Here is an 18,166-nt window from a genome sequence, read left to right as displayed (position 1 = left end):
TAGTTAATTCTTCCTTTCAAAAGTCTCGATAATATTGATTGCTTCAAGAGAAACTTCTGGGTGCATTTTTTCCATTAAACCTTGAGAATTTCCCAAACCTATCCACATTTGACTCATATATACACCTTCAGAGTTTACTTGATTAAATGGTGGATAATTAGATGTATATGCTGATTTTTCATAATTAGCTAAAACAGATTTTTCATCACTCAGTCCCTCTTGTAAATCTTTCACCCAATTATCATTAAATAAGGCTTGTTTTAAATTAACTTCTTCAGGATTTAAAAGCCCTAAATTTTTAATTACTAGGTTATCATGGTAATGCCAAACAGAACCTTTGTCTTCAAAATCTGCCAAAATATTTGGTTGAGATAAGAGACTTTTGTTCTTATATTCTGTGTAATTATCTGCATTCAAATTACCATTTTTTAGCAGATTTGCTAATTCAGTGCTATTATATTGGTCTTGTAACCAAACTACATTGACAACTCTACCTGTGGAGTCAGTAAAAACACAACTAGGATTAATTGTAGCAGCAGGTTCATGAACAAATACACTAGTTTTACACCACAAAGCCCCTAAATTTCTAAATTGACGACTAACAGGAAGATAACCATCAGCTATTAATAATTTATTAGCCTCTGTACCTGCTGTTAAATAAGGTTGAAACTTTGTAAATAAGCTACTAATAATATCTTTCTGGGATTGACTAAAATCATCACCATAATAGCTGTAAAAATCTGCTATAGAAGTGATATATGGTGAAGCTGCATAAACAGGAGAAACGAATAAGCAGAATACACATAATAAGGATAATGTGAGATAGGATAAACGCGAGATTAAACCTTGAATCATGACCGATTTACTCCTTATATTAATCAAAGTTAGTGTGGTGCATCAAATATAGCAAACTTTTTGTAGTTTATCAAATTTAATACACCCTATTTTTTACCATTATCTACCCCGTTTCTGTCTTCTTTGCATCATTACAGATTTGCCTTGACTACGGTTTTCAGCCCGTAATTGTGCCTGTTCTGCTGCTATTTCTTGGGCGTTAGATAATCCCATAATGTAGCTACTTAAGGCCTTAACCGTGGGATAACTAAACATTTCCACAACGGGTAATTCTATTACTAATTGTTCCTGTAATTTGCGATGAACTTGAATTAGTAATAATGAATTTCCTCCTAAGTCAAAGAAGTTATCATTTCGTCCTACTTTGGGCATTTTTAAAACCTCTTGCCAAATTTCCACAATAGTTTTTTCGGTGTCATTTTCCGGCATTACATATTGTGTTTCATTGACTAAACTTTGCCCTGGTAATGGTAAGGCTTTTTTATCTATTTTACCATTTGCTGTTAAAGGCAGTTTATCCAACAATACAAAGGCAGTGGGTAGCATATATTCAGGTAATTTATCAATGACAAATTCTTTAATTTCATTGCTAGAAATTAGGGTTTCTGTAATGATTGGTATTTCCAGAATATGGCTTTGAGGATGAGTTTGTTTAACTAACTTACCTTTTTCAGAGGGACGAATAGCGTAGATATAGCAAAGTTCAGTATTAGTTAATAATACATCTTGATCAACTAATAAATCATAACCCTGTTCGGTTAATAAATTTACAATGGGATCAAGATTTTCTTTAACATCAACTTCCACTACTAACTGTCTAATTTTCGCCCAATCTTGTTTTTCAATACCTTGGAGTACATCAAATTCACTCTTTTCTACATTAATTTTCAATAAATCAATGTGAGTAACTTTTTGTTCAGCAATGACTTCTGATAATGTTCTCAATTGGGCTGTAAATGTTTGGGCTTTAAATCGAGATTCCAGAATTGCATCAGCTTGGGATAAAAAGTCTTGTGATGCTACATCTTGTTGATTATTTACGAAGTTTTTAACTACTTCTTTCTCTATTTCAGCATCAGCATAAAATCCTGAAAGTAGAGAAAATCCAGGGAAGAAGGTAAATTCTGCCGTTTTATTTTTGTCAGCAATTCCACAATTAAATACTTGGCCATTCTGAGAATATAATGATAAATTGGCTTTGACAATTTTATAAATTGTCGGGTTAGGTTCAAAAGCGTAAATCTGAAGTTCAGGACAAATTTGCGAGATAAATAACCCGAATAAACCGATATTACAACCCACATCAAAAACGCAATCTCCAGGATTAATAGTAATCCCATGTCGTAGATATGCTTGCAGTTCAAATATTTCGCGGTAGATGTAATCTGTCTCGTTTTTATTCAAATGTGCCACATACATATTGTTAGGCAATTTGTAACGATTCATGCCATTAATAATGGGATTACGTTTAGTGTGGGGAACTACATAAGCTGCTAATTGTTGATTTTCTGTGAGGATAACTGTGGATGTTTCAATATCAGGATGTTGAGTAATTACAGACTCAATATCTTTCAATTCCACCCGGAAACCACGTACTTTTACCTGATTATCTACCCTACCAATAAACTCAATTTCTCCTGAGGGTAAATATCGCGCTAAATCTCCCGTTTTATACAGTCTTTCATCATCTTTATCAATGAATTTAGCTGTTGTTAACTCGGGCTGATTTAAGTATCCCCTAGCCACTCCTAAACCACCTATATAAATCTCTCCTGGAACTCCCACAGGAACAGGTTTTAAGTTATCATCTAATAGATAAATGTGAGTATTATAGATGGGATTTTGTAGCGGTAAGGTTGCTATTTCTGGTAGTGGTTTTTTCGGGTTTACTTGATAGGTAAGCACCCCAACTGTAGTTTCTGTCGGTCCATAATGATTGTAAATTCTACAGTTGGGCTTATGTTCCAGAATATTTTTTACCCAAGTTAATGATGTCGCTTCTCCTCCTAATATCAAACCTTTGCGGGGTAATATTTCTGTGGGTTTAGCAGGATTTTGTAAAGCAATTAAATGAGAAGGTACTGCTTTAATATAATCAATGGCATTTTTCGCCACATATTGACTAAATCGTTTTGCATCCGCCGCTTCATCCCATGACAGAATGTGTAATTGTCCACCTGTACAGAGTGCGGGGAATATCATGGTATTGCCTAAATCTGCACTAACGGTAGAAATGAGGAGGAAACTACTACCAGGTTCAATTTTTAACTGGTCAATAATACTGGTAGTGTAATTGACAATAGAATGATGTTCAATCATTACCCCTTTAGGTTGTCCCGTTGAACCAGATGTATAAATTACATAAGCGAGGTTATCGGGTTTTACGGTGCTAACTGGGGATGTTGTGGGATATTTACTAATGATGTTACTATCACTGTCAAGGGTAATAATTTTCGCTGTGGTGCTGGGGATGCTTGATGTAACTGCGGTTTGAGTTAGCAAGATGTTGACTTTAGCATCTTCTAACATATATGTTAAACGTTCCTTGGGAAAACTAGGGTCAAGGGGCAAATAAGCAGCGCCAGCTTTGAGTATACCTAGTAATCCTACTATCATATCGAGCGATCGCTCAACACACAACCCCACAATTTCCTCTGGTTTCACTGCCAAACTTTGTAAATAATGGGCTAATTGGTTGCTTTTTTCCTCTAATTCTTGATAGCTTAACCTTTGATTTGCAAATACCACGGCACTAGAATCAGGATATTTTTCTACCTGTTCACTAAATAATTGATGGAGACATTTATCAGCAGGAAAACTTTTCTCAGTTTGATTTCTAGTAACCAACAATTCTAACTGTTCAGCACTAGTTAAAAGGGGTATTTCTCTAATTAATTGTTGAGGGTTTTGTACAATGGCAGTTAACAAATTTTGGAAATGATGTAACCAACGTTGAATAGTCTCATCATTAAACACATCCAAATTATAACCACAATCTAAAAACAACTCATCATTAGCATCTGTTACTGTCAAATAAATATCATAAGCTAAAGGAATTTTAGGAGGGGACAAGAAACTCATTTCCACACCAAACATTGTTGGCCTACCCAAAGGTAAATCTAAATTAAATGCCGCAGATACTAAAGCTGGCCTGCTAAAATCTCTGTGTAAATCTAACTTATTCAACAATGTGGAAAATGGATAATCCTGATGTTCATAACCATCCAATAAAATTGCGCGAATGTTCTTTAAATATTCCCCAAAACTAACAGCAGCATCTAAACTACTCTTAATAGGTAATAAGTGAACGCAATAACCTACAATGTTTTCACTACCAGGGAAAGAACGTCCAGATGTGGGTATTCCCACCACAATTTCTTGATTACCAGAAAGCCGATGTAACAATACTTTATAAGCAGCCAACAAAGTCATAAATAATGTACAACCTTGTTTTTTACTTACTTGCTTAATGGCCTTAGTTAAATCACTATCTAATTTCCAACTTTGACGATTTCCCCGATAACTCATCATTGCTGGATGTGGTCTATCTGTAGGTAAATTTAACACAGGAATATCATTAGCAAACTGATTTAACCAGTAAGATTCCTGTATCTGCATTTCTACAGTTTGACTTTGTTGATTTTGCCATTCGCTGTAGTCTTGAAACTGTTTAGTTTTTGGTAAAGAAATAAACTTCCTTTGACATTTAGCTGAATATAACTGAGTCACTTCTTGCAATACCAAAGACACAGACCAACCATCAGCGATAATATGATGTATCTTGGCCACTAATCTGTGAAGTTCCGCATCTAATTTGAGTAGATAAACCTGAAAAAGAGGTGCTTGAGTTAAATCAAATCGCTGTTTGAATTGTGCTTCTAACCAAGATTTAATTTCTGTTTCCTGTGCATTACCTGATAAATGAGTAAAATCAATTACTTCAATTCCTACATTAACAAAGGGTAAAATCTCTTGAAATTCCCCCTCATTATCAATTCTAGTCCTTAGTGCTTCATGACGATTAATGACGGTATTTAAAGACTCCTGTAAAAGTGCAATATCTAAATTACCTTTTAACTCAGCATACAAAGAATCAACATAAGCTACTGCACTATCTTCTCCTAACTTATCCAAGAACCATAACTGTTTTTGTGCTTCTGTTAAAGGTATTTTCTCAGTTTGATTTTGATAATATTCTCTAATTTGATTGACATAGGGTAAACTTTCTAAAACTACATCTTCCTCAGCCCCAAAATCAATCAAACAAGAAATTTCATCAACTCCAATTCCCCGCAATTTCTCAATAATAGGAATACAAGATTCTGGAGTACCAATTAACGCGCTATTTTCTACATATCGCTTATAACCAGATTCCAAAATTACCAATTTATCATCATCGGTTAATTCATCCATGTTAGTAGATAAACCTTGATTTCCCATCATACTTTTGAAAAGTCCGATGGAAGAAGTCATGTAATTATACATTGGTTGCCGACCTTTTTCGCAGGTAATTTCTAAATCTTCCCCAACTAATGTATGTAATAAAACTGTTACATGACCAGAATTAATATCATGACCATTATCTAACAATGCTTGGCGATATAATTGAATATTCCGCGCTAAATCTTCAATTTTTTGCCCCATCAAATTAGTTAATATTCCTGCCCCAATTTCTCCAGCACGGATATAGGTATCAGGATTATTTACTATGGTAATCCAGATAGGTAATTCTGATTGCATGGGTTGAGGGTAAATGCCTAATTCCACATCATTGCCAGTGCCATTTTTTACGGTAATTTTTTCACCATGCCAGAGTTTTTGCACTTTTTCAATATTAGTAAACATTAACTCTCGATGTTTACCAAAAGCATCTGGGGCAAATACAAAATCATTTTCATGCCAACCGGAAGCAAAGGCAATACCCACTCTTCCCTGAGATAAATTATCTATTACTGACCATTCTTCTGCTACTCTAATGGGATGATGTAAAGGTAAAACTACGCTACCTGCACGCAATTTTACCTGTTTAGTTTCCCTAGCTAAAGCTGCACTTAAAACGGAAGGGTTAGGAGAAAAACCACCAAAATCATGAAAATGTCTTTCTGGTAACCATACAGCAGAAAATCCATGTTCATCAGCAAATTTTGCCCCAGAAAATAACAAGCTATATTTATCTGGATTAAATTCAGAATTATAGTTGCCAAAATAGAACAGACTAAATTCTAATTTGTGAGGTTTTCTGGGAATAATGGTAATTTCAGGAGTTTTATGGACACTACGTTTTACCCAAAATCCTTTATTTTGATTACTTTTGATTTCATCTTCTGGATTTTTTAACTCCTGAATTTCTACCTTTTTACCACCATTACTAGTTGTTGTGGATGTTAAAAAAAAACCCCCTGCTTTCATTTCTTCAATAGTTTCTTTTACCACCTTAATGATAAATTCAATGTCAGCATCAGTATGGGCGGTAGATAGGAAATATTTCCGCCATTCCCACACATACAAACCTTTATTAATCAAATGATAAAAGAAGGGATCAAGATTTTGGGTAAAGGAGAATCTGAAAATAGAACTGAAATATTCCACTTCAATGGGAATATCATTTTCCACAAAATAATTGTTTAATGTTGTGGCTAAATATTTGGTTTTTTGATGCAGTCTTTCCTGTAATGCTAGTCCTTCATCTTTTAATTTTTGCAATACAGCTTTTGTCGAAACCATCGCTAAGGGGTGCATACAAAATGTACCACCGAAAAAGGTTCTTTCTACTTCTGGGAAGGAATTATCACCATAATTCCACATTCCCCCATCCACTGCATCCAGAAACTTGGCTTTACCAGCAATTACACCTATGGGCATTCCACCACCCATAACTTTGCCATAGTTGACAATATCCGCTTGAATACCTAACCATGCCTGTGCGCCACCAGGATGGAAGCGGAAACCTGTGGTTACTTCATCAAATACTAAAGCTACTCCACATCTTTCTGTGACTTCTCTTAATTTGATAAGAAATTCTTTTGGTTGTAGTGAAAGTCTATTACTTTGTACAGGTTCAACTAAAACCGCTGCTAATTCATGGGCATTAGCTTCTATATATGCTAAACTTTCAGGACTATCATAATCTAAAACTACCATATCCTCAGCCACGCTGGCAGGTACACCAGATGCAAAAGCTACAGTTTTGGCTATGCCATCTTCTACTTCTCTTCTAACTAATGTATAGTCTCCATGTCCATGATATGCACCTTCAAACATGACTATTTTAGTTTTGCCAGTACCCGCCCTAGCAATGCGTAGAGAGGTAATTACTGCTTCTGTTCCAGAGTTAGAAAAACATACCCTTTCTACACCTGTTAACTCTTTAATCAGTTCCGCAACTTCACCGGCTAAATGATAACGAGGGTGTAATTGGATACCTAACTCTAGTTGTTCTTTAATGGCATCCATAATAAAATCGGGTTGATGTCCGAATAATAACACACCCTGTCCCATTGTTAAATCCAGATATTCATTACCGTCAACGTCCCAAACTCTTGCTCCTTCAGAACGTTCAGCGACAAGGGGATATAACATTTCCTTGACTGATGGACGAAATCCTACGGATGCTCGACTATCAGCTAATACAGGACGATACTTTTGTGCGAGTTTTTTGGAGGTGGCAGTCTTTTTTGTGTAGGTTTCTGTCAGTTCGAGAATATGCTGCTTTTGTTGTGCTGTCAGTCCTCCAGTTTTCGGTTTCCGCAGTTCTGAAGGTCCAGCAATGGTTGTTTTCGCTGCTGGTTTTTTGGTTGTGGGTTGGGAGTTAGTTTGTTGTATTGGTGTTTGTTGAATAGGAGTTGGCGGTATTGATGTTTGTTGTATGGGAGTTGGCGCAATTACTTGCTGTTGAGTAACTGGTTGAGATTCATAACCTCTGAATATTTCCAACTGCTGAGACATAATTTGCAGTTGTTGGCGCATGATTTTTTCTAAAACTGAATCTCCCACTGCGTCTTGAGTTTCATAAACTGGTGTAATTGGTGATTGGTAATTGGTGATTGGTAATTGGTGATTGGGTACAATATAATTCTCCTGACTGGTTGATATTCTGACCTCTTGATTTGCTTGTGGTGGTTGTTGATATATTGGTTGTGGTGTAGATATTTCTGGTACTTTTTGTACTTCTTGAATAGGTTGTATCGGTTGTGGAAAGTTTAATTCTGATTTTTGGGGAATATTATTATCTATATATGTTGCTAAGGCATCAATATTTGTTAGGTCTTCAAAAAACTGTCTAATAGCAATGGGAACACCATAGGTCTTTTTAATTTTAGCTACCGCTTCCATCATAGCAATAGAATCAGCACCCATTTCTAGCAAGGAAGTATTAATATCCAGATCCGATGGATCATCGAAACCTAATAAAATAGAGGTTTGAGAACGAATATCAGCTAAAATAGTTTCTCTTCTGGAGGGTGTGTATTGTGATGTAACCATATATGTTTAGTTGTTTTGTTATGTAGGTTTTACGGTTAAAAATAGTTTAATAGTTGGTACTAATCGTCACCTATTTTTACAGACCACAGATAATCATTATATTAGCACCAAATTATACTAATGTCAATTGTCAATGTTAGGAATATATCACGAAAATGCACAGGTAGTGCACGTTTGAACAAGGATTTTGGGGTTACATAAGATAATTGCCTGATATATAAGGGTTTGCGAGACCTAAAATTTAGAAAATATATACAATTTCTTGATAGATACTATCAGTGAGCTATTGTATCAGATGAAAGTGAATTTGTAGTGAGCAAGTTAAAATAATTTTTGGGAAATAATTTTCCGCAACAAATCGCTAATAAAAATAGTATCTACTATGTATAAAAAATTTTACGGATACTAATTACCAATCACTGGGCTAAACCTTTTATTGAAGCGTTAGCTGCACGTCCCATTGTTATTGCTATTGACAAAAAAATCCGGATAGTATCTATTAAGACTTACTTATTAAAAAGATGATGGCGGTAACAGAAGCGGAAAATCAGTTACAATCACTGTCAGTAGAGATGTGATAGAAGATGTTAACAATAAAAAACTGGAAGATGGGGAAAGCATTTATAGGTGCTGTGTGTGCGATTGTTGCTATGAATAGCACTGTAAAAGCTGCGGAAACTGTAGTCTTGCGTTATGGCTTATTAGAAGAGTCAGCATCAGTAGCGGACTTAAAAATAGCAGCAGAGACGGGGAAACTACCAGAAAGCTTAGAAACGTTTACCAAGAGGATGACTCAGGAACAGCGCCAGGCTTTTCTTGGGGGTTTGAGGGCTAAAATTCCCATAAGTGTTATTGTATTAGACAGATTAATTAATACTCAAATTGCCGATACTGTACTTAGTGATCTTGCGCCAGTGATCAATCGTTCTGGACAAGGAGGAGTATCAGCGATGAAAGCGGGATTAATTTTAGGCGCTAGACAGCCCGGAGGTTTATCAGTGTTAAGTTTTATATCTGCTTATCCTAGTAAACGCTTGGAGATCAATTTACCGAAAATGATTAATGTGGTGCAAAATTTAAACGGTTCTTTTTTTAAGACCCAGCAGTTTATGTTAGCTATTTCGCCGCAACTTAGTCCGCGAAATATCGAAGCTGTATATCCTATTGATCCTCGTCAGCCGGGAAAAGCTAAAGTAGAAATATTGAGTTTAAAGTTCACGGATGCAAAACGTCAGCGTCAAATTCCTGTAGATATATATTATTCAGCAGTTGTAAAGGCTGATAAGCCTTTAGTGGTGTTCTCTCATGGGTTAGGTTCAAATAAAAAAGATTTAGGGTACTTAGCGGAACATTTAGCTTCTCATGGTTATGTAGTTGCGGCTTTAGAACATCCTGGTAGTAATGAAACTAATACTAATGCAATTACTAAAGGTAAAAGAAGAATAGTAGAGCCGCAAGAATTTTTAGATAGACCAAAAGATGTTAGTTTTGTACTGGATGAATTAGCTAAAATGAATCAAATAAGTAATAAAACAAATAATCAAACAAATAATAGTGAATTGCAGGGAAAATTAGCGACTAATAATGTGATGTTTGTGGGTTATTCTTTTGGTGGTGCGACGGCTTTAACATTAGCTGGGGGGGAATTACAAATAGAGAGTTTAAAAGCAAATTGCCAGCAAAATTTAGCTGAAGTTAGTTTAGGGGAAGGAGTGCAATGTATAGCGCAGGAATTACCAGAAAAAAGTTATCAATTGCGAGACATAAGAATTAAACAAGCGATCGCATTTAATCCTACATCTTCTTTAATGTTTGGAGAAACAGGATTAACAAAAGTTGAAATACCCACATTAATATTCACAAGTTCCGCAGATAAAACCACACCAGCATTAACAGAACAAGTGATAGGTTTTGCTAAGATTACCTCTCCTAAATGGTTAGTTGCCGCCATTGGTGCGACTCATTTAAGTGTCAAAGATCCGAGCACAACTTTAGATCAAGCTGGCAAAACTAATACACCATTATTTGGCAAAGAAATAGTAGGAGATGACGCTAAAGATGTGCGTCAATTTGTTAAAGGTATTACCCTAGCAATGGCTGCCCAACAAACACCGCAAGCAGCAGAATATCAACCTTTTTTAACATCTGATTATGCACAAATAGCATCAACTAAATTATTTCCATTTCGCACAGTTCGTCAACTTCCTCCTAACATTCTAGAAATGATTAAATAGGAGTCAGTAGGGGTTTAACGGTAATCATTGGTGTCAACTTAACGTAAAACCCATAACCGCACTGGGAAGTCATTTAAAGATGACTTAATGAACAAAAATTCTTCTAGTAAACTAAAGTTTACTTTGGTTATTAGGCTTGAAATTCATTTCAGGGTGGGTGTGGAAGCAAACAAATAAAACAATTTTGGGTTAGGTTGAGACCATTAAGCAATAATAAACCCCTACAAGGAGTGAGGAAGTTACGCAAGTGTCACACTAAAAATCTCTTGTGGGGTGTGTCACATATCAAGAATCAATTTATTTGCAGGATTTATGCAGTCTGATGTACCCTACCAATGTGCCAGTTGCATAAGTGCTGACACTGTAAAAAAAGAGAAAAAGTGTTTATAAAAGTTTTTAAATATTAATAAATTAATAATGCTGATAAAAACCTAGATTTGTATTTAAGTAGAGTTAATTATTTGTTAGAACAAGGTAGACCAGATCACCGGGATGGAATTTGGCGGTTTACCGAAAAATAACTCAAAAAGGAGTTATACTCATAATTTAGGATTTTCATTTTGTTTTGTGCAAATCCACCAATTAGTAATTAGTAGCCGGACATATCCCGGAGGTATAATTGACCAAGTTCATTTTAAAAATTCTCTGGTTAGACGAAAACGTAGCCCTAGCAGTAGATCAAGTTGTCGGTAAGGGTTCTAGTCCTTTAACAAAGTATTTCTTCTGGCCTAGAAATGATGCCTGGGAAGAACTCAAAAAAGAGTTAGAATCTAAACACTGGATTACAGATATTGATCGCGTTGAATTACTCAACAAAGCTACAGAAGTAATCAACTATTGGCAAGAGGAAGGTAGAAACCGTCCCATGGCCGAAGCACAGTTGAAGTTCCCTGAAGTGGCCTTCACAGGTAGTGCTTGATTGTTTTAACACTTTAATTAGTAATTGCTAATGTCAGCATTCAGCATTCAGCTAATATGTACAGATAAGCTATACTATATATTACATAATAGCTACAATCTTGATATTTGCTGCATGATTTCTGATATGTGATTATTTACGTTTTAATGCGTAATTTCTGATTACCATTTACTAAGTTACTTGTAAATTATTTGAGATAATGTAGAGGCGTTTTATGAATAGAGACATTTCTTGAAACGTCTCTACATATATTTTTTTGTTTTCTAAATAAAAGAATTAAGAATTATTTTTATAGTTTTATCCTTACTACTACTAGCAATTAAATTTCCATCTGCACTTACATCTATAGCTGTGATTAAATCACTATGATTGTTGAATGTAATTATCTCTTTATTTGTCTGTAAATTCCAAATTTTTACAGTTGTATCCCAACTACCAGTAATCAAAGTTTGACTATCTTTAATAAATGCTAATGCTACCACAGACCAAGAATGTCCCGCAAGTGTTGTAATTAATTCTCCTGTGTTTAGATCCCATAAATTAATAGTATTATCGCTGCTACCACTAGCTAATATTGTGCCATCTGGACTAAAGGCAATTGTTAATACTGGCCAAGTATGATTTACTAATGTTCTTAACAGTTGATAATGGTAGTGTGTTGATTTTTCACCTTGCCATATTCGCCATAATTTCACTGTGCGATCGCTGCTTCCACTAGCTATTATATTACCATTAGGACTAAAAACCACCGCATTTATTTGTAATTTATGTCCTGTAATAGACAAAACTTCCTGAAATTGATCAATATCCCAAACTTTAATAGTTTTGTCCCAACTTCCACTAACTAAAATATTCTTGTGCGGATGGAAACTAACTGATTTTACCGCTTTTGTATGGGTATTTAAAGTATGTATTAATTCCCAGGTTTCTACCTGCCAAATTTTAATATTTTTATCATCACTACCCGTAGCTAATATTTGACCATTATCATTAAAATCTAAACAAGTTATTGCTTGAGTATGTGCCACAAAATTACTTAACAACTTGTAAATTTCCACACCCCAAACTTTAATATTCTTATCATCTCCAGCAACTAAAATTTTCTGATCAGGACTAAATCTGATAGTATTAATTTGCTGATCAATATCATTTTTTATAGTTACTACATCTGCATAATTATAACTTTTTTGTTGTTGATATTTCCACCTCTTAATTCCCAGATTCCTTATCATATCTGATGTTGAATTCCATCTAGTATTAATATTAATATCTATCATTTTTGTCAAAACTTGGCTTAAATATTCACTAATAGGTTGTGTCAAATAATCTTGCCAAATACATTTATTATTAATATCAAATAAATCAAAAGGAGAAACGTGTGTTAATAGATAAATACAAATAATTCCTAAACTATATAAATCACTAGAAAACACAGGTTTACCTTCAATTTGTTCTGGGGCGCTATATTCAGGATCACTAACGATAGTTTTTTCTCTATTTGGCAATATTAGGGATGCGGCAAAATTGACTAACACCAAATTTTCAATTGAATTGTTAATAATGATATTTTTCGGTTGAAAATTACCATGAATTAGATCATGATCATGAATAAACTGTAATATAGGCAGAATAGTTTTTAATAACTGCCAAATTTGGATTTCATTAAAAGTACCTTGTTTTGCTAAAAACTGATTTAAAGTATCACCAATAATCAATTCATAAACAAGATAATTATATTTTTGATCTGTGAAAAAATCTAGTAAATTAGGAATTTGGGGATGATCATTTAAACTTTTTAACTTAGTAACCTTATCAGAAAATGTCATTGATAGTTCCCCATTAACTACCAACCTTTGCAAAATACAAGAAATTGGAGGAAAAACACCTTCATCAACAGCGATAAAAGTCTGATATTTTCCCCCATTACCAACTAACTTAACTAAACGATAACGTTCCTGAAGCATTAAAATTATCTATTTCCTTCTTTGCACCTTTGCATCCTTGCGTGAGATAAAATCATCATTTATTCCTTGGGAAAATTACTGGTACTTTGTCCGTTATGATGCTGTAATTCTGTAGTTTTTGGTAATGATGTTACAGATGGAGGTACACTTGTTTTTATCGTGTTATTAGTTGGTATATGATTACTTTGATTCCACAAAATCATAGATAATAAACCATCAACCAAACTAGTAGTATTATTGCCGTTACTACCTCCCACCAGGATATCAGGAATGACGCGGACATTGCGATCGCCTATAATTTGCATTAATTGCATCGCTGTATACCCTTGTGATCCCAATGCTTGTACACCAGCTTTATAGGTTTCCGCTTTAGCATTACCTGTGGCAAGAATAGCTTCTGCTTCAGCTAATGCTTTTAACTTAGTCGCCTCAGCTTGTCCATTTGCTTCTTTAATGGCTGCTTGCGCTTTCAACTCTGCTATTTCGACATTTTGTTCTGATTGTACCATTTCTTTCTGAATATTAGCTAAAGCTGTTTCTCGTACAAGTTGCTGACGTTGAGTTTGTGCCATTTGTTGCACTTCATAGGTTTTCTTTTCTTCTTCAGCAATTTTCCGATCTGTCAGCGTATTCATCAATTGAGGTGGTGGTGTAATTAAACCAATTAATGAATCTACAGCCTGAACATCATAAGCACGTAAAGCAGATTTAACATATTCAGAAGCTTCCACTTGTCGTTCACTACGTGCAATCAAGAAATCTAAGATAGTATATTCTTGAGCAGAATTGCGGAAATAATTACCCACAATAGGGCGTAAAACCTGATCAATGACGTTTTGCATTGAACCTAAGCGAGAGATTACTTTCGGAGCATCTGAAGCACCAATATGAATAATTTGGAATATTTCTAAATCAAAGCTAAAACCGTCAAAAGACAATAGTTTTAGAGCTTTTAAATTAGTATCATATCCGTGTTGTCCACTAATTCTGTCAGTAAAGTTTAAGACAATATTTGTAGTTGGTACTAACTCAACTTTCATCACCTTAGTGTTGAGGGGGTGTTTTCCTGGATACAAAGGTTCAACCCAAACACCTTTATGTCCTTGATTTACCAAATTACCATGAGTGAAAGAGGCACCACTAACATCTTCTTGTTCTTCACCTACGAAAGAAATAACCACACCGACATAACCGATAGGAATTTCGGTCATAGGTACTTGTTCAATATTAACTAACCAAGGGTTTAAATTCCAAGTACCAGATAATAATACCTGTTCTTGTAAACCGCGTTGTCCGCCAGCATCAATAAATTTTTGCCCATTTTGGAAATTATCGTGACCCCGAATAATACGTCCAGCAATTTCACCTTCTTCAATGGGTGAACCATCTAAAGTAGTGACAATACCAACCTTTTCTCGTGCGATTTCATAGATGTGCATTTGTTCTGGACGCATTCCATGACTACTAGCATTATCGGATGTAATCACTTTAAACAGAGCAGTATTAATACGATAAGTACCTGCGGTGAGGAAACCCATTTGGCGACCTTTTTCCCCACCCTTAGTCAAGAATTTTCGTGCATCTTGGAAGTTATCAGAGTCTACTATCTTGCCTAAAATGCGTTCTGGAGGGATAGAAGTACCATCAGCAGCTACTACTAAAGCGATTTGTCCTTGAGGTACAACGATTACAGATTCTTTTTTAACTGCAAACTGCCAAGGCCAATATCCCCAATGCCAACCAGGGGCGAGTGTATCCGCTTGCAAACCTGCTTCTCCATTTAAAGCTATTAACCTTCCTGCGGGAAGTCCCTTACCTGTAATCGTAAATTTTTTAACAACTATACCAACTTCTCGTTCACCAATAACCACTAAACCACCGAAAAATATACAACCTCCAAGAATTAAGGCAGGTATAATTAATACTTCCATGCCCATTGCTTGATAGGGAACAAGTTGGTTAATTGCAGGTTGTTTGGGAATATTAACAGTAATATGTGATTTAATTTCTGTCTTTGTAGAAGTTTTTAAAGGCGTAGCATTAGCAGTTGAGATACCAGTAGCTATTGCTAAAGCGGCAAATGTAGATGCTGCAAAACTGACTAATTGATGTTTGCGATTTTTCATAAAAACGCCCTCTTTGGGCAACTAATTGCTTAACATATCACTTCATTTCGGTTCAGGTGTTTTTCTTAAAAATGATCTAATTTTTGATCCAGGACTTACGCAAAAGAGAACGAAGGTAGGAGTAATTCATGAATTACCCCTAGCAAATAATCAGGGTTTCAGTTACATCTTGCGTAAGTCCTAGAAGAATAAAATTGTTTTGGAGCGTGGTCTAAATACATTAAAACTGCTGTAATACAGTTATACGGCACATTCTATTTCTATCTACAGGGGGTAAAAGGGTGCAAGATGCCTGCACTACAAGAATTTTATCATTACTTGATAATCATGGAAACTGCTGTAAGACTTGAAACTCAATCATAGCATTAATTCTACACTTTAATTTCTCAGGGAAAGGACGACCCGAAAACCGCACCGGTTGAAACGATTATCACGCAAAAGCCTAGCAGGAAAGGCAGATCTACAGCAACTAGCATCGTTGATCCAAGAACCACCACGCAGCAGTGCAATATTGCCTTGTCCAGTGGAATCTCTACTATATGTAGGGGCATTGATGTAATTTTGATGCCAAGTATCTTCACACCATTCCCATACATTCCCATGCATATCATACAAACCAAAAGCATTAGGTCGAAATTTGCCTACTTCTGTGGTTTGTCCATATCGTCCATCATAATTGGCTAAATCAGTAGTAATGCTATCACCGAAATAATAGCGAGTTGTGGTTTTAGCCCTACAGGCGTATTCCCATTCAGCTTCACTAGGCAACCGATATTTTTTACCTGTAGCTTTGCTCAGTCTAGCACAAAATTCCTGAGCGTCAAGCCATGAAACCTGTTCGACAGGAAGATTTTTGCCCTTAAAGTATGATGGTTTGGGGTCTAAATCAATTTTTACCTTGGGTAAACTGGCCACTTTTTGCCATTGTAGCTGAGTAACAGGGTATTTTCCCATGTAGAAAGGTGAAACAATAACTTCATGTTGAGGTTTTTCGTAACTTGTTGCTTGGTGATCGTTATCTGATGAACCCATAAGAAATTTTCCACCAGGAATGGCAATCATATCTAATAATAGTTGGCGATCGCCTGTAAACAGAGATAAGAGACCTTTAGTTTCTATTTTTCCCAAATTTTCTGTAAAAGATTGAAATTTAGGTTGTGGTGGTACAGGAATTTCAAACTTAGGAATTTTCATAGGTTGTGGTTTTACTGGTATAGGAATTTCAAATTGTGGAGATAGGATTTTGATACTTTCAGCATTATCAAGATTAATTTGAGGAGTTTGAAGAGGAATATTAATTACAGGTTGGTTAAGTAAACCTAGCAAATCTCTAAATTCTCTAATAGTCTGGGGACGGTTTTCTGGTAGTATTTGCATAGCCTGGAGAATAGCAGCATTTACCCTATTACTAATCTTGTCATTATATTGTTGTGGTGGGGGCAAGGGATAACCACTATCGGCTAAACTATAGGATGGTAAAGGAATTCGTTGAGTTAATAAAGTATATAAAGTCGCAGCCAGACCATAAACATCTGTATAATGTCCTGGTTTGACATTTACCACATCAATAAGTGTAATTAATTTCCGCTCTTCATACTCATATTGTTCTATGGGAGCATAACCTTCTGTTTTCATTCCCGTCATGGTTTTTAGTTTACCAGACTCAAACTCTCGTGCTAGACCAAAATCAATTAAAACAGCTTCTTGAGTTCGTTTTCGTAAGAGAATATTACTAGGCTTAACGTCTCTATGCAATAATCCATTTTCATGAACACATTCTAAGGCTTGCCCAATTTGATCTATATATCGTAGTGCCTCGGTTTCGGACAAATAACCATTATATTCTTTGACATATAATTCTAGCTCATGTCCATCAATATGTTCCATAACAATAGCTTCTATTCCATCTTGTTCAAAGATATCGTAGATTTGCACGATATAAGGATGTTGACATTTAGCTAATGCTTCTGCTTCTTGGATAAATTTCTGTTGAATGTTATTATGGCTAGACTTTTTTTGTTGTTCTTCGTTGAGAGTTTTGATTACTACTAAACGTTTTAATCTAATATCTTGCGCTAAATAGGTTTTCCCAAAGCCACCTCTGCTAATGGCTTTTTTAATGATATATTTATCTTGTAGGATGATATCTAGTGTCCAGGCTGACATAGTAGTATTAAGGATTTGGTTTTCACTACAGTATATTATATTTTGTATCTAAGTTTATCAAAATGAGTATACGCAGGATTTGAGGATTTACAGGATATTAACGTAAGTTGCTAGTTACAAATAATTAGGTTTATTTCGCTTAATTAAATAGAGTCTAACAGAGCTTGTTTAAAATCAGCCGCAGTTTTAAAATAAAGTTGTGGTTTTTCGCGTAAAGCTAAATCTATCATATCTGCTAACTTTTGGGGAATATTTCCAAGATGATGATGCCGTTTTTGAATGGGAATAATATCTAGGACTTACGCATTGACAAAAAACATTATCTATGTATTCTAGATCATGCGATCGCTATTAAGATTAGCAAAAATATGCTCACGTACAACTAAAGTAAACAGATTCCTCTGTACTTCATACCAGTTG

Annotated in this window: 7 protein-coding genes; 2 read left to right on the top strand and 5 right to left on the bottom strand. The window is 35.3% G+C overall.

Annotation, left to right across the window (positions count from 1 at the left end):
* Positions 1-3 precede the first annotated feature (3 nt).
* Together H6F32_RS08970 and H6F32_RS08965 are read right to left on the bottom strand one after the other, a co-directional pair.
* Entirely contained in the window at positions 4-855 is an 852-nt protein-coding gene (locus H6F32_RS08970; protein WP_190368990.1) for a hypothetical protein, read from the bottom strand.
* A gap of 99 nt (positions 856-954) precedes the next feature.
* Positions 955-8,337 (bottom strand): non-ribosomal peptide synthetase, encoded by a 7,383-nt coding sequence (locus H6F32_RS08965; RefSeq protein WP_190368989.1) that lies wholly within the window; start codon positions 8,335-8,337, stop codon positions 955-957.
* 584 nt (positions 8,338-8,921) lie between these two features.
* Here H6F32_RS08965 and H6F32_RS08960 point away from each other — a divergent pair.
* Together H6F32_RS08960 and H6F32_RS08955 are read left to right on the top strand one after the other, a co-directional pair.
* Complete coding sequence (locus tag H6F32_RS08960; RefSeq protein ID WP_190368988.1) at positions 8,922-10,571, top strand: alpha/beta hydrolase; 1,650 nt, start codon at positions 8,922-8,924, stop codon at positions 10,569-10,571.
* Between the two features lie 619 nt (positions 10,572-11,190).
* Positions 11,191-11,490 (top strand): 30S ribosomal protein PSRP-3, encoded by a 300-nt coding sequence (locus H6F32_RS08955; RefSeq protein ID WP_190368987.1) that lies wholly within the window; start codon positions 11,191-11,193, stop codon positions 11,488-11,490.
* A 263-nt stretch (positions 11,491-11,753) separates the two neighbouring features.
* Here H6F32_RS08955 and H6F32_RS08950 read toward each other — a convergent pair whose 3' ends face one another.
* The 3 genes from H6F32_RS08950 to H6F32_RS08940 all read right to left on the bottom strand — a co-directional run bounded on the left by H6F32_RS08950 (position 11,754) and on the right by H6F32_RS08940 (position 17,746).
* The gene (locus H6F32_RS08950; protein ID WP_190368986.1) at positions 11,754-13,454 is read right to left on the bottom strand and encodes a WD40 repeat domain-containing serine/threonine-protein kinase; all 1,701 of its coding nucleotides are present in this window, start codon (positions 13,452-13,454) and stop codon (positions 11,754-11,756) included.
* 59 nt (positions 13,455-13,513) lie between these two features.
* Complete coding sequence (locus H6F32_RS08945) at positions 13,514-15,580, bottom strand: flotillin family protein (protein WP_190368985.1); 2,067 nt, start codon at positions 15,578-15,580, stop codon at positions 13,514-13,516.
* 378 nt (positions 15,581-15,958) lie between these two features.
* Entirely contained in the window at positions 15,959-17,746 is a 1,788-nt protein-coding gene (locus tag H6F32_RS08940) for a bifunctional serine/threonine-protein kinase/formylglycine-generating enzyme family protein (protein ID WP_190368984.1), read from the bottom strand.
* Between the last annotated feature and the right edge of the window lie 420 nt (positions 17,747-18,166).

The organism is Anabaena sp. FACHB-1237, from assembly GCF_014696225.1.
In the GTDB taxonomy this organism is placed as follows: Bacteria; Cyanobacteriota; Cyanobacteriia; order Cyanobacteriales; family Nostocaceae; genus FACHB-1237.
Note: the sequence above shows the minus strand (reverse complement) of the source record. Positions and strands in the feature narration are given on the sequence as shown.